The sequence below is a fragment of the Streptomyces sp. NPDC098789 genome (assembly GCF_044759975.1).
Lineage (GTDB): Bacteria > Actinomycetota > Actinomycetes > Streptomycetales > Streptomycetaceae > Streptomyces.
The window spans coordinates 1-13,264 of sequence record NZ_JBIWAJ010000027.1 but is presented as its reverse complement, the minus strand read 5'-3'; the positions used below and the strand labels follow the sequence as shown (position 1 = coordinate 13,264).

Sequence of the window (13,264 nt, the reverse complement as noted above, 5' to 3'; positions counted from 1 at the left end):
CGCCACCCGCATGGAAACGCAGCTCGACTACGCCGCCGTCCGGGCCGCCGCGGACCGGATCGCCGGGGCCGTCCGCCCCGCCGCCGTCGTTCCCGCGGCCGAAGGGGTCTGGTTCGCCCTGGAGTACCTCCAGCACACGGGCTCCTTCAAGGCGCGCGGAGCCCGCAACTTCCTCGCCGCCCACGGCGCCGCGGGCACCCTGCCGGAGGCCGGCGTGACCATAGCCTCCGGCGGCAACGCCGGCCTGGCCTGCGCCTGGGCCGCCCGCGCCCAGGGCGTGCGGGCCACCGTCTTCCTCCCGGAGACGGCCCCGCGCGTCAAGGTCGAGCGGCTCCGCGGGTACGGGACCGAGGTCCGGCTCGTCGGCGACCGGTACGCCGAAGCGCTGGCCGCCTCCCAGGAGTTCGCCGCGGCCACCGGCGCCCTGAGCAGCCACGCCTACGACCACCCGCTCATCGCGGCGGGCGCGGGCACCCTCCTCGACGAGATCCGGGCCGCTCTGCCGGGGTTGGACGCGGTGGTCGTCGCGGTCGGCGGCGGCGGGCTCTTCGCCGGGGTCGCCACCGCCGCGCGCGAGCACGGCGTACGGGTGATCGCGGCCGAGCCGGACAACTCTCGTGCCCTGAACGCCGCCCTGACGGCCGGTCATGTGGTCGACGTACCGGTGGAGTCGGTGGTCGCCGACTCGCTGGGCGCCACGCGCGCCTCCGCCGACGCCCTGGCCGCGGCCCGGCACCCGGACGTCACCTCCGTCCTGGTCCCCGACGCGGGGATCACCGCCGCCCGGCGGGCCCTGTGGGAGGAGCACCGGATCGTGGTCGAAGCGGGCGCGGCGACCGCGCTCGCCGCGCTGCGCGTCCTGCCGGCCGCACCGGGCGAGCGGGTCGCCGTCGTCCTGTGCGGGGCGAACACCGACCCCGGGGACCTCTGACGGCACCCGACCGACCGACCGACCGCCCGCCCGCCCGCCCGCCCGGACGGACGGGACGGCGCGGCGGCCCTCAGCCGTCGCCGTTGTCGCGCACGACCACGACGGTGCTCGCCGCGTACTGCACCACCTGCTGGCTGACCGAGCCCAGCAGCGCGCCCTTGAACCCGCCGTAGCCCCGGGTGCCGACGACGGTCAGCGAGGCGCCCTTCGAGGCGTCCACCAGCACCTGGGCCGGTGCTCCCCGGACCACCCGCTGACGGACCACCACCCCGGGGTCGGCGCCGAGCGCGTCGGTGATCGTCTCCTTCAGCTTCTGCCGGGCCTTCTCCTCCGCCCCGACCAGCTCGGCCTCCGCATCCCCCGAGCCGTCGGCCAGGCCGGGGCCGAAGTCGAAGGGATTGCGGCTCCAGTCCCAGCTCATGACGGCCAGCACCCGCCCGCCCACGCCCCGCGCCTGGCCGGCCGCCCAGCGCAGGGCCTCCTTGGAATGGTTCGAACCGTCCACGCCGACGACGATCACGGGCTCGGTCTGCTCCACCACGATGACTTCCTCACGTTTCGTGCCGATACTCCCTCTTAGCACCCTATTCCCCCCTCCCTCCACACAGCGGCAACGCCGACCATCAGCACCTGGGCGACGGCTGCGGTGAGGGTGGTAGCACCTGACACGAGGACGGACCCTCCGAAACGGATGGTCAGCACTGGCCGACCGCTGCCTGCTCGATGGTGGTGGCGTACCTGAGGTCCCCGAACGCTTGGTCCTGAGCAGCTGCTTCCCGCCGCTCTCGGGGCGGCGGCAGCGCTCAGCCAAAGCCACCGACCCCTACGGACGGCGCTGGGTCATCCAGTGCGAACACAGGAAGGACGGATGGTCCGGGAAGCCCGTTGGCACCCCCGACCTGCACGTCCTCAACGGCACCGGCAGGCAGATCCACGACGGCGACGTCCTGGTCATGCTCACCAACGGCCGCATCACCGACAACGCCGCCACCTTCGCGAAGTCCCAACGCCTCCACCTCGTCGACCGCCATCTCCTTGCCGAATGGGCCGGCGGCTCCCGCCCCCTGTGGGACCTGCTGCGCGCGCTTCCGCCAGCCGGTCGCTGAGCGGCGCCCCACAACTCGACCGATGAGGGCGGGAAGCACCTGCCCGGGCCCGCTCGGTGCCCGAACCCGGCTCGCCGTAGCGGGGAGCTCGTCGGGCGTGACACCCACTCGGGCAGGGTCGTCGATGGGATGAGCGTCGGCTTCGCACCTAGGGTCGGTGGCTCGGCGGATCTTCCGCGGTGGCGATCGGGGTGGCGATCGCGGTGCGCCGCGAAGAGGTGACGGAGGGGCGATGGAGGAGCAGGTGGAGGAGCGGGTGGAGCGGTCGCAGGGGCCGGAGGGGTCCGATGGGCCGAAGGAGTGGTACGGGGCCAGGACCTTCTACCAGTGGGCCACTTGGGAGACCCGGCCCTACGAGGAGCGCGTCGTGTTGTTCCGGGCGCGGTCCCTCGACGAAGCCATCGAGCTGGCCGAGCGGGAGTCGGCCGCGTACGCGCGGGAGGGTGGATTCGACGTCCTCGACATGGTGCAGGTCTACCGGATCTCCGACGGCGAGGAGACGGTGGGGGAGGGCACCGAGGTGTTCTCCAAGCTGCACGCGCTCGACCTCACGGCGAACGAGTTCCTCGACCGCTACGACTCGGGCCCGGCCCACACCCAGGTCGTGGAGTGAGGTAAAGCGGTTTTGTCGGCTCGGAGGTAAAGCGCATTAGTGCGGCGCTCCGGAACTGTCCGAAAGAGGCTGGACGGTGACGTCGCGGCAGGTTCGTTATCGAATCGATACCACTGTACGGTGCATGTGAACTAAAGCGCATCAGTGCAGGTCAGGGTGCTATTGATTGAGGGGCATTTGCGCGCTATGGAAGTGGTCCGTAGTGATTCAGGGCGTGCGGACATCCGGCCGTCGGGACCTTGGGCACATTGACGCGATCTTCATTTCGGACGACCGTGGGCATCGCTCACCGGCAGCGAGGCCGGGACTCCCCGAAGGCGGCGACGATGACCCGTTCGAACCTGACCCGTATGGCCATTGCCGTGGCTCTGGCCGGCGCCCTCTCCGGGTGCGGCCTGAGTGGCGGGGGGGACGTGAAGGAGGCGGAGAAGACGGGCAAGGTGGCCGGTGAGATCACCTTCCGGACCCTCCAGTTGAAGCCGAAGTTCACGGGGTACGTGCAGGGCGTCATCGACGCCTTCGAGAAGAAGTACCCGGACGTCAAGGTCAAGTGGGAGGACGTCCCGGGCGACGGGTACAACGAGAAGCTCGTCGCGGACGCCCAGGCCGGGGCCCTCCCGGACGTGGTGAACCTGTCCACCGACTCCTTCCAGCTCCTCGGCGACCGCGGGATGCTCGCCGACGTGGCGAAGCTCGACGGCGAGGTGGCCAAGGACTACGTGCCGGGCGCCTGGGAGCAGTTCAAGCTCCCGGGCAAGGGCGACGGCGTGTTCGCCTACCCGTGGTACGTGACCCCCGAGATCCTCACCTACAACAAGGACCTCTTCGTCAAGGCCGGACTCGATCCGGCCAAGCCACCCACGACCGTCGAGCAGTTCTTCGACTACGCGGAGAAGATAGCGGCGACGTCGGGCGGCCAGTACTCCGCCTTCATGGCCGACCCCAAGGGTCGACTGCCCGGGGACTGGCAGAAGATGGGCGTCCCGATCCTCAACGAGAAGCAGGACGGCTTCGTCTTCGACACCGACAAGGCCGTCGCCTGGGTCGAGCGGATGAAGGACCTGTACGCCAAGGGGGCGATGCCCAAGGAATCCCTGCTGAAGTCGGACGACATCAACCAGCTCTACGGCGCGGGCAAGTTGGTCTTCGGCCCCGGCTCCCCGGGCTTCATCAAGGACGTCAAGCAGAACTCCCCGCAGGTCTACGCGCACACCCAGGTCGCCGGGACGGTGACCGGCACCCTCGGCCACATCGGCATCTACGCCCAGTCCCTCGGCATCAAGAAGGACACCAAGCACCTCGACGCGGCCACCGAGTTCGCCAAGTGGGTCACCAACGGGCCCAACCAGGTGGCCTTCTCGAAGAACGCCACCATCTACCCGTCCAACGCCAAGGGGCTCGCCGACCCGTACTTCGCGGACCGGGGCGACGGCACGGACGCCGAGACGACGGCCCGCGCGATCGGCGCCGAATCGCTGAAGACCGCCCAGCTCGACGCCAACACGCCCGTCCAGTGGACCAACCAGGTCGGCGACGCGGTGGTCCGCGAGGTACAGAAGGCGATCAACGGGGAGCAGGACGCCCGTACCGCGGTGAAGAAGGCGCAGGAGGAAGCCAACGCGCTGCTGGCGAAGACGGCACGCAAATGACGGCGACGACACCGGGGATGCCGACGACACCGGAGATGCCGACGACTCCAGGGATGCCGACCACACCGGGGATGCCGACCACACGGGCCGGGGAAGCGGCGCGGCGCCGCCCGCGGAGGGCGAAGCCGGACGCCGGCGGCGACCCGGGCCTGAGCCACCGCGCCTGGTGGACCCCGTACCTCTTCCTCGCCCCCGGCCTGGTCATGGTCGTGCTGTTCAGCCTCTGGCCCTTCGTCAACACCGTGATCCTCTCCTTCACGGACGCCCAGATCCTGCGCGGCGGCTCCTTCGTCGGCTTCGACAACTACGACCGGGCCTTCGCCGATCCGGACTTCTGGGTCGCCACGGGCAACAGCGTGCTGTACCTCGTGGTCGTCGTCCCGTGCCTCGTCTTCCTGCCGCTCGCCCTCGCCGTCCTGGTCCAGACGAAGATCCCCGGCATCGGGTTCTTCCGGTCGGCCTTCTACACCCCGGTGATCGCCTCGGCCGTGGTCGTCGGCCTGATCTGGCAGTGGGTGCTGCGCAGCGACGGACTGGTCAACACGGTCTTCCAGGAGATCGGCGTGGTGTCCGGGCCGATCCCGTTCCTGACCGACAGCACCATGCTGCTGGTCTCCGCGATGATCGTGACCGTGTGGAAGGGCCTCGGCTACTACATGGTCTTCTACCTCGCGGCCCTGGGGAACGTCTCCACCTCCCTCTACGAGGCGGCCGCGATCGACGGCGCGGGGCCGGTCCGGCGGTTCTTCAGCATCACCGTCCCCCAGGTGAAGCCCATGATGCTGCTGGTCGGCACGCTCTCCGCGATCTCCGCGCTGCGCGTCTTCACCGAGATCTACATCCTCGGCGGCGAGAGCGGCGGTCCCGGCGGCGGCGCCCGCACCCTGCCCTTCCTCATCCGGCAGGTGGGCCTCGGATTCTCCGGCGAGACCGGCTACGCGGCCGCCATCTCCATCCTGCTGTTCCTCCTGACGCTGGTCTTCAGCCTGTTGGGCCGCCGTCTTTCGAAGGGAGACGAGAGTTGAGCGCCTCCCCGGCCCACTCCAGGAGCGCCGAGCCCATCGAGCCCGCCGAGCCCGCCGAACGCACCGGGTCCACCGGGTCCACCCGGCCCGCCAAAGGCGCCGAGCGCGCCGGGCCCGCCAAGCGCGCCAGGACCGTCAAGGTCGTCAAGCGCGTCGGCCGCGACCGGACCCGCCATCTGCTCGGCCTGGGCGCCCGCTACCTGACGCTGGTCCTGATGCTCGTCGTCATGCTCGGGCCGATCGTCTGGCAGTTCCTCACCTCGATCCGCGGCCGCACCGAGAACGTCTACGACGGCGTCCTGCCCTCGCAGCCCACGCTCGACAACTACGTCCGCGTCGCGGACTCCTTCCCGCTCCTGCAGTACGTCGGCAACACGCTCACCGTCGCGGTGCTCGCGATCACCTCGAACATGCTCTTCGCGGCGATGGGCGGCTACGCCCTGTCCCGGGCCGGGTGGAAGGGCCGCAAGGCCGTCTTCACGGTGCTCGTGGCGACCTTGATGTTCCCCTTCGAGTCCGTGATGATCTCGATGTTCCTCACGGTCCGCGAGATGGGTCTGGTGGACACCCTCGTCGGGGTCTGGCTGCCCGGCGCGGTCTCCGTCCTGAACATCATGATCATGCGGGCGTCCTTCCTCTCCGTGCCCAAGGAGGTCGAGGAAGCCGCCGTCCTGGACGGCGCCAACGAATGGACCCGCTTCACCCGGGTCTTCCTCCCCGCCGCCAAGGGCGCGCTCGCCGTCGTCTGCATCACCAGCTTCATGGGTGCCTGGGACGACTTCCTGTGGCCCCTGCTGGTCCTGACCAACAGCGACCACTACACCCTCCAACTCGGCCTGAAGTCCCTGGCCGGCGCCACCACCGTCAACGACCAGCGGATCATCGCGGCCGGTGCGATGGCCGCGCTCATCCCGATGATGCTGCTCTTCTTCGCCCTCCAGCGCTTCTTCTTCAAGGGCGTCGGCGAGGGAGCCGTCAAGACCTGAACGCCGCCCCGCCACCGCGCCCCCGCCACAACGACCGCGCCCCCGCCACCGCGCCCCCGCCCCCACCACCGCCGCCCCCTCACCTGGAGCAGCCGTCATGCACGACGACCGCAGCATCACCGAACACCGCCTCCGCCGCGTCCTCAAGGAGCGCATCAAGCCCGCCGTCCGCTCCCGCTCCGTCCCGCTGACCGTGGAGCGCTGGGAGGCCCCGGGCGAGCCCGTCCCCGTGGCCGAGGGGCTGGCGGCGCCGTACGGGCCCTGCGCGGTCGGGGACACGTGGGGGCCGGCCTGGGGCACCACCTGGTTCCGGCTCACCGGGACCGTCCCGGCCGAGTGGGCCGGGCGCACCGTCGAGGCCGTGCTCGACCTCGGATTCGACCGCATGATGCCCGGCTTCCAGTGCGAGGGTCTGGTCCACACGGCGGACGGCGTCGAGGTCAAGGCGCTCAACCCCTACAACGACTGGGTCCGCGTCGCCGACCGCGCCGAGGGTGGCGAGCGCGTCGAGTGGTACGTGGAGGGAGCCTCCAACCCCGTCCTGGTCGACCACAGCGTCACCTACGAGGGCGACGTCGAGACCAGTGGCGACCAGCCCCTCTACCGGCTCGCCCGGATGGACCTCGCCGTCTTCGAGACCGAGGTCTGGGAGCTGGTCCAGGACCTCGAAGTCCTCCACCACCTGATGGTGGAGCTCTCCGAGGGCGACGCCCGCCGGTACGAGATCCTGCGCGCCATCGACTCCGCCCTGGACGCGGTCGACCTCGCCGACGTCCCCGGCTCCGCGGGCGCCGCCCGCGCCCGGCTCGCCCGGGTCCTCGCCGCCCCCGCCAACGCCTCGGCGCACCGGATCAGCGCGATCGGCCACGCGCACATCGACTCGGCGTGGCTGTGGCCGCTGCGCGAGACCGTCCGCAAGGTCTCCCGGACCACCTCCAACATGCTCGGCCTGATGGACGAGCACCCCGAGTTCCTCTTCGCGATGTCGCAGGCCCAGCAACTCGACTGGATCAAGACCTATCGGCCCGAACTCTTCGAGCGGATCAAGAAGAAGATCGCGGACGGCCAGTTCGTGCCCGTCGGCGGCATGTGGGTGGAGTCCGACACCAACATGGTCGGCGGCGAAGCCATGGCGCGGCAGTTCCTCTACGGGAAGAAGTTCTTCCTGGACGAGTTCGGCATCGAGACCCAGAACGTCTGGCTGCCCGACTCCTTCGGCTACACCGCGGCCATGCCGCAGATCGTCAAGCTCTCCGGCTCGAAGTGGTTCCTCACCCAGAAGATCTCCTGGTCCCAGGTGAACAAGTTCCCCCACCACACCTTCTGGTGGGAGGGCATCGACGGCACCCGGGTCTTCACGCACTTCCCGCCCGTCGACACCTACAACAGCGATCTGGGCGGCGAGCAAATGGCGCACGCCGCCCGCAACTACCAGGAGAAGGGCCGCGGTTCCCGCTCCCTGGCGCCCTTCGGCTGGGGCGACGGCGGCGGCGGCCCCACCCGCGAACAGCTCGCCCGCGCCCGGCGCCAGCGCGATCTGGAGGGCTCGCCCCGGGTCGAGATCGAGCGCCCCGACGCCTTCTTCGAGAAGGCGCACGCCGAGTACGAGGACGCGCCCGTCTGGGCCGGCGAGCTGTACCTGGAACTGCACCGCGGCACCTACACCTCGCAGGCCAAGACCAAGCAGGGCAACCGGCGCAGCGAATCCCTGCTGCGCGAGGCGGAGTTGTGGGCGGCCACCGCCGCCGTCCGGGTCCCCGGATTCTCCTACCCGCACGCGGACCTGGAGCGGATCTGGAAGGTCGTGCTGCTCCACCAGTTCCACGACATCCTGCCCGGTTCCTCCATCGCCTGGGTGCACCGCGAGGCCCGCGCGACCTACGCGAAGGTACGGGCGGAACTGGAGGCGATCACCGACGCGGCCCAGCGCGCCCTGGCCGGCGAGGGGAGCACCGAGCTGGTCTTCAACTGCGCCCCGCACGCCCGGAGCGGAGTCCCGGCCGGCGGCGCGGCGCCGGCCGTCGCGGCGCCCGCGCCGGTGAGCGCGCGCGAGCGGGAGGGCGGCGGCCACGTCCTGGACAACGGGCGGTTGCGGGTCGCCGTCGACGCCCGGGGACTGATCGTCTCGGCGTACGACGTCGAGGCGGGCCGCGAGTCGCTGGCGCCGGGCGGGGCCGCGAACCTGCTCCAGATCCACCCCGACTTCCCCAACATGTGGGACGCCTGGGACATCGACGCCTTCTACCGGAACAACGTCACCGACCTGGTCGACCTGGACGCGATGGAGCTCTGCGAGGACACTCCGCAGGCCGTCACGGTCCGGGTCACGCGCTCCTTCGGCGCCTCGAAGGCGGTCCAGTCGATGACCCTGCGGGCCGGCGCCAAGACCGTCGACATCGTCACCGAGGTGGACTGGCACGAGACCGAGAAGTTCCTCAAGGCCGCCTTCCCGCTCGACGTGAAGGCCGAACGCACCGCCTCCGAGACCCAGTTCGGGCACGTCTACCGGGCCACCCACACCAACACCTCCTGGGAGGCGGCGAAGTTCGAGATCTGCGCCCACCGCTGGATCCACGCGGAGGAGCCCGGCTGGGGCGTCGCGGTCCTCAACGACTCCACCTACGGCCACGACGTGACCCGTGACGTGCGCGCGGACGGCGGCCAGACCACCACGGTCCGGCTGTCCCTGCTGCGAGCTCCGCGCTACCCCGACCCGGAGACCGACCAGGGCGAGCACACGCTGCGCTTCTCGCTCGCCCCGGGCGCGGCGGTCGGGGACGCGGTGCGCGAGGGGCACTGGCTGAACCTGCCCGAGCGCAGCCGCAGGGGCGCCGCCCCGGTGGCCCCGCTGGTCGTGGTGGACGACGACGCGGTGGTCGTCGAGGCGGTCAAGCTGGCCGAGGACCGCGGCGGCGACGTGATCGTCCGCCTCTACGAGTCCCGCGGCGGGCGCGCGCGGGCCACCTTGACCCCCGGCTTCGCCGTCTCGGCCGCGGTCGAGAGCGATCTGCTGGAGCGCCCGCTGCCCGGATCCGCGGCGGTCGCCGGGCCGGGGCCGGACGGAGCGGTCACCCTCGCGCTGCGCCCGTTCCAGATCCTCACGGTCCGCCTGCGCCGGGCCTGACCGCACCGGCCGGACCCGCGCTGCAGCCACCCCCGCCCCCGCCGACACCGACCGGGGCGGGGGCGGCCCGCTCGCACGGTCAGGCGGGGCGCTCCTTGATCGCCCGTGGGCCCGACGGCGCAGCACGGCGTGCAGCATGTCCTTGGTGATGACGGCGGGTCGGCCGCCGTGCTTGCCTTTGCCCGCCGCGGGGTCGAGTCCTTCGAGGGCGGCCTCGCGGATGTTCTCCCGCTCGGTCTCGCCCATGGCGGCGAACGTTCAGCGGGGCAGAATGCGCATTACTGCCGCGCGTTCGCCGCTGAGCCGCAGGCCTTGCTGTACCGCGGCGCTCAGATCGAGGTCGCCGAGCAGAGTCGCGGCCAGCAGGTGCGGCGGTCCGGTCAGTGACGCGGTGGGGTGGTCGACCCGGCCGGCGTGTGTGTGCACCGAGCCGTCCTTGACTTCGATGACCAGGTCTTCGTTGCCATCGGCGTGCAGTTGCAGGGCGATTGCCGGCTGGTCGGGGCAGTGGTCGGTCAGTGCCCGGGCGGGCACGTCCAGCCAGTGGGTGCGGAAGGTGTCGTTGCCGCCCGGCTCACGCATCAGCGGCACGCCCCACCGGCTCAGCTCCTGCAGCACCGGCTCCAGCGTGCGGCCGCGCTCGGTGAGGGAGAACAGGGTGGTGGCCACCGGCGGCGGGGCGGCCTCGCGGCGGATCAGGCCGGCTTCCTCGAGTTCGCGGAGCCGGTCGACCAGCAGGTTGCTGGCGATCCCGGGCAGCCCGTTGCGCAGGTCGGTGTGCCGGCAAGGACCCAGGGCGAGCAGTTCACGGACGATCAGCAGGGTCCATCGGTCGCCGATGGTGTCCAGTGCTTTCGCGATGCCGCAGTACTGCCCGTAGGTGCGCATGCCACCAGCCTACATCGCGGTGTTGAGATTCAAAACTCTCTTGTTGACTTTCTCAACAAGGTCCGTCTAGCGTCGCTGCCCATGACCCCCACCCTGACCCCCACCCTTTCGGTGCGTCGGCTGGCCTGGGCCGGCGTCGAGATCCGTCTCGGCGACACCCGTCTGCTGATCGACCCGCTCGAGAACGTCGCTCCGCTGGCGCCGGTGATGGGGCCGCCGCACCGGCCGGTCGACCCGGTCGATACCCCGCCCGGCACCCACGCCCTCATCACCCACCTGCACCCCGACCACTACGACCACGACCTGATCGCCCGGATCGCGGCCACCGGCACGATCGGCTGCCACACCCCCAGCGCGGCGGCGCTGCACGAGGCGGGCATCACCCCCGTCGCCCAGGACCTGGGCCGGTCACGCCGCATCGGAGAGCTGACCGTCACCCCGGTGACCTCGCTGGACTGGCGCGGCAACGACTGTGACCAGGTCGCCTGGGTCGTCGAGGGCGCCGGCCGGCGGGTCATCCACTGCGGCGACACCCAGTGGCACGGCAGCTGGTGGCAGATCGCCCGCGACCACGGCCCGTTCGACGTCGCGTTCGTCCCGGTCAACGGCGTCATCGCGCACTTCGAGGGCTACGCGGCCAACGTCCCGGCGACCATGACCCCCGAGCAGGGCGTCGAGGCCGCCGTCGCACTTGGCGCCGACACCGTCTGCGCCATGCACTACGGCCTGTTCCACAACCCGCCGTTCTACACCGAACAACCCGACATCGAGCAGCGCTTCCAGCACGCCGCCGACGAGCGCGGCATCACCGCGGCCATCGTCGCCGACGGCCAGCCCGTCCTGTGACCAGCAGAAACAAGGAGCAACACATGAAGATCGTCCTGTTCGGTGCCAGCGGCAACATCGGCCGGCCCACCACCGAGGAACTACTGCGCCGCGGCCACACCGTCACCGCGGTCACCCGAGCCGGCCACATCGACGGAATCGAGCACAAGGCCCTGACCGTGACCACCGGTGACGTCACCGACGCCGCCGCCGTCGCCGGCCTCGCCGCCTCCCACGACGCCGTACTGTCGGCCGTCGGCCCCCGGATCGGCCAGGAGAACGACCGCGCCACGATCGTCGGTGCCGCCCGTGCGCTGATCGACGGACTCCGCCGAGCCGGTGTCACCCGCCTGGTCACCATCGGCGGCGCCGGTAGCCTCCGTACGCCGACCGGCGCCCGGGTCATGGACGACCCGGACTTCCCCGCGCTGTGGAAGGCCAACGCCGAGGCCCAGTCCGAAGCGCTCGACCTCTACCGCGGCGTGCACGACCTCGACTGGACGTACGTGTCGCCCGCCGCAGTCATCGCGGCGGGCGAGCGGACCGGGGCCTACCGCAGCGCCGGGGACACCCTGCTCACCGACGACGACGGCAACAGCCGCATCTCGTACGCCGACTACGCGATCGCCCTGGCCGACACGATCGAGAGCGGCACCGCGATCCGCCGCCGCATCACCGTGGCGTACTGAGCCGTGAGCAATGACGCCGCCGGCCGGCACACCCGATTCGTCGTCCTGCTCGCAGCGCTCGTGGCCCTGGGACCACTGTCCATCGACGGCTACCTGCCCGGACTGCCGGACCTCGCCGGCGACCTGCGCGCCGGCGCCGCGGCCACCCAGCTCACGATCACCGCCTGCCTGGCCGGGCTGGCCATCGGGCAGCTGATCGCCGGGCCGCTGAGCGACATCTACGGCCGGCGGCGTCCGTTGCTGGCGGGCCTCGCCCTCTACACGATCGCCAGCGCGCTCTGCGCGGTGGCACCCGACGTCCGGACCCTCGTCGGGCTACGCCTGGTCCAGGGCATCGGCGGGGCGTTCGGCATCGTCATCGCCAACGCCATGGTCCGCGACCGCACCTCCGGAACCCGCACCGCACGTCTCTTCTCCACACTGACCTTGATCACCGGCCTGGCGCCGGTCTTCGCGCCGGTCCTCGGCGGCCAGCTGCTACGCGTCACGACCTGGCCGGGGATCTTCGTGGGCCTAGCCGTACTCGGCGCCGTGATGCTGGCGGCCTCCGCCGCAGGACTGCCGGAGACCCGGTCCTCCGCGTCACGCCAGCCGCTGCCGGCTGTCGTCGGGCAGCTGCTCAGCGACCGGGTCTTCACCGGGTACGTCCTGGCCAACGGCCTGGTCTTCGCAGCGATGTTCGCCTACATCTCCGGCTCGCCGTTCGTCCTGCAGGAAATCCACGGCCTGTCACCGCAGCAGTACAGCGCCGTGTTCGCCGTCAACGCCGCCGGACTCATCGCGGCCGCCCAGATCAGCGGCCGGCTGGTGGCCCGGGCCGGCGCCCGCGTGCTGCTGCTCGCCGGTCTGCTGGGCGCGACAGCCGGTGGCACCACGGTCCTGGGCGCGGTGCTGACACGGGCACCCCTGCCCGCGCTCCTGATCGGCCTGTTCGTCCTGGTCTCCAGCGTGGGCCTCGTCATGCCGAACGCCGCGGCCCAGGCCCTGGCCGACCACGGCGCACACGCCGGGTCGGCCGCCGCGCTGCTCGGCTTCAGCCAGTTCATGATCGGCGGGGCACTCGCTCCGCTGGCCGGCGCGGGTGGCGCCACCGACGCCTTGCCGATGGGAATCCTCGTCGCCGTGCTGCCGGCGCTCGCTCTGCTCGCACTCGGCGTCCTCACCCGGTCGATGCCCGGTGAGCGCACGCGCAGACCGGCTCGCCAAGGACCTGCCGGGCACCGGCGACCGCGCCGGCACATCGATCGCAGACGGGCCGGCATCCAGTGAATCGGGCCTGCGTCTGGCGAACAGGGTGATTCGCGATCAGCGTGACAGACGTACCGTTTACGAAACACTCCCTAGTAGTGCTTTGTTAGCGGGTCTTGTCAGGTCGGGTGTCTGGTAGTTCGCTGGTTGTATGAGGGCTGGGGAGCTTGCCGGGGTGCG

At 71.1% G+C, this 13,264-nt stretch carries 11 protein-coding genes and 1 pseudogene; 10 read left to right on the top strand and 2 right to left on the bottom strand.

Features of this window, described 5'->3' with window-relative positions:
• The first annotated feature begins 10 nt into the window (after nucleotides 1-10).
• Entirely contained in the window at nucleotides 11-931 is a 921-nt protein-coding gene (locus ACIQWR_RS36775) for a serine/threonine dehydratase (protein WP_404018988.1), read from the top strand.
• Nucleotides 932-1,001: 70 nt separating this feature from the next.
• Here the strand turns inward: ACIQWR_RS36775 and ACIQWR_RS36770 are convergent, their stop codons facing one another.
• On the bottom strand, nucleotides 1,002-1,472 hold the full coding sequence (locus ACIQWR_RS36770; protein WP_404018985.1) for a universal stress protein: 471 nt from the start codon (nucleotides 1,470-1,472) through the stop codon (nucleotides 1,002-1,004).
• Nucleotides 1,473-1,740: 268 nt separating this feature from the next.
• On the opposite strand from ACIQWR_RS36770, the pseudogene ACIQWR_RS36765 reads away from it, so the two are divergent.
• The 6 genes and pseudogenes from ACIQWR_RS36765 to ACIQWR_RS36740 form a co-directional block, all read left to right on the top strand.
• Nucleotides 1,741-2,037, top strand: a pseudogene (locus tag ACIQWR_RS36765) (restriction endonuclease); the annotation flags it as partial.
• A gap of 232 nt (nucleotides 2,038-2,269) precedes the next feature.
• Nucleotides 2,270-2,650 (top strand): hypothetical protein, encoded by a 381-nt coding sequence (locus ACIQWR_RS36760; protein WP_404018983.1) that lies wholly within the window; start codon nucleotides 2,270-2,272, stop codon nucleotides 2,648-2,650.
• Nucleotides 2,651-2,976: 326 nt separating this feature from the next.
• Entirely contained in the window at nucleotides 2,977-4,299 is a 1,323-nt protein-coding gene (locus tag ACIQWR_RS36755; protein ID WP_404018980.1) for an ABC transporter substrate-binding protein, read from the top strand.
• Nucleotides 4,300-4,370: 71 nt separating this feature from the next.
• A complete protein-coding gene (locus ACIQWR_RS36750) occupies nucleotides 4,371-5,324 on the top strand; it encodes a carbohydrate ABC transporter permease (RefSeq protein ID WP_404018977.1) in 954 nt (317 codons plus the stop codon).
• A gap of 176 nt (nucleotides 5,325-5,500) precedes the next feature.
• Nucleotides 5,501-6,310, top strand: a complete 810-nt coding sequence (locus ACIQWR_RS36745) for a carbohydrate ABC transporter permease (RefSeq protein WP_404019142.1) — start codon at nucleotides 5,501-5,503, stop codon at nucleotides 6,308-6,310.
• 97 nt (nucleotides 6,311-6,407) lie between these two features.
• Nucleotides 6,408-9,434 carry an alpha-mannosidase gene (locus ACIQWR_RS36740; protein WP_404018975.1) on the top strand — a complete coding sequence of 1,009 codons (3,027 nt, stop codon included), beginning with the start codon at nucleotides 6,408-6,410 and terminating at the stop codon, nucleotides 9,432-9,434.
• Nucleotides 9,435-9,692: 258 nt separating this feature from the next.
• On the opposite strand, the gene ACIQWR_RS36735 is transcribed toward ACIQWR_RS36740, so the two are convergent.
• The gene (locus ACIQWR_RS36735; RefSeq protein ID WP_404018972.1) at nucleotides 9,693-10,322 is read right to left on the bottom strand and encodes a winged helix-turn-helix transcriptional regulator; all 630 of its coding nucleotides are present in this window, start codon (nucleotides 10,320-10,322) and stop codon (nucleotides 9,693-9,695) included.
• An 81-nt stretch (nucleotides 10,323-10,403) separates the two neighbouring features.
• On the opposite strand from ACIQWR_RS36735, the gene ACIQWR_RS36730 reads away from it, so the two are divergent.
• Genes ACIQWR_RS36730 through ACIQWR_RS36720 form a run of 3 tightly spaced genes read left to right on the top strand, consistent with a single transcriptional unit; the run spans nucleotide 10,404 to nucleotide 13,105 of the window.
• Nucleotides 10,404-11,168 carry an MBL fold metallo-hydrolase gene (locus tag ACIQWR_RS36730; protein ID WP_404018969.1) on the top strand — a complete coding sequence of 255 codons (765 nt, stop codon included), beginning with the start codon at nucleotides 10,404-10,406 and terminating at the stop codon, nucleotides 11,166-11,168.
• Nucleotides 11,169-11,191: 23 nt separating this feature from the next.
• Nucleotides 11,192-11,836, top strand: coding sequence for an NAD(P)-dependent oxidoreductase (locus ACIQWR_RS36725; RefSeq protein ID WP_404018967.1), 645 nt, complete (start codon nucleotides 11,192-11,194; stop codon nucleotides 11,834-11,836).
• A gap of 3 nt (nucleotides 11,837-11,839) precedes the next feature.
• A complete protein-coding gene (locus ACIQWR_RS36720; RefSeq protein ID WP_404018964.1) occupies nucleotides 11,840-13,105 on the top strand; it encodes a multidrug effflux MFS transporter in 1,266 nt (421 codons plus the stop codon).
• Nucleotides 13,106-13,264 lie beyond the last annotated feature (159 nt).

Excerpts from the sequence above, each read along its gene's own strand:
- ACIQWR_RS36775 (WP_404018988.1), top strand. The coding sequence starts at position 11 with ATGGAAACGCAGCTCGACTACGCCGCCGTCCGGGCCGCCGCGGACCGG.
- ACIQWR_RS36760 (WP_404018983.1), top strand. The coding sequence starts at position 2,270 with ATGGAGGAGCAGGTGGAGGAGCGGGTGGAGCGGTCGCAGGGGCCGGAG.
- ACIQWR_RS36755 (WP_404018980.1), top strand. The coding sequence starts at position 2,977 with ATGACCCGTTCGAACCTGACCCGTATGGCCATTGCCGTGGCTCTGGCC.
- ACIQWR_RS36750 (WP_404018977.1), top strand. The coding sequence starts at position 4,371 with ATGCCGACCACACGGGCCGGGGAAGCGGCGCGGCGCCGCCCGCGGAGG.
- ACIQWR_RS36740 (WP_404018975.1), top strand. The coding sequence starts at position 6,408 with ATGCACGACGACCGCAGCATCACCGAACACCGCCTCCGCCGCGTCCTC.
- ACIQWR_RS36735 (WP_404018972.1), bottom strand. The coding sequence starts at position 10,322 with ATGCGCACCTACGGGCAGTACTGCGGCATCGCGAAAGCACTGGACACC.
- ACIQWR_RS36730 (WP_404018969.1), top strand. The coding sequence starts at position 10,404 with ATGACCCCCACCCTGACCCCCACCCTTTCGGTGCGTCGGCTGGCCTGG.
- ACIQWR_RS36725 (WP_404018967.1), top strand. The coding sequence starts at position 11,192 with ATGAAGATCGTCCTGTTCGGTGCCAGCGGCAACATCGGCCGGCCCACC.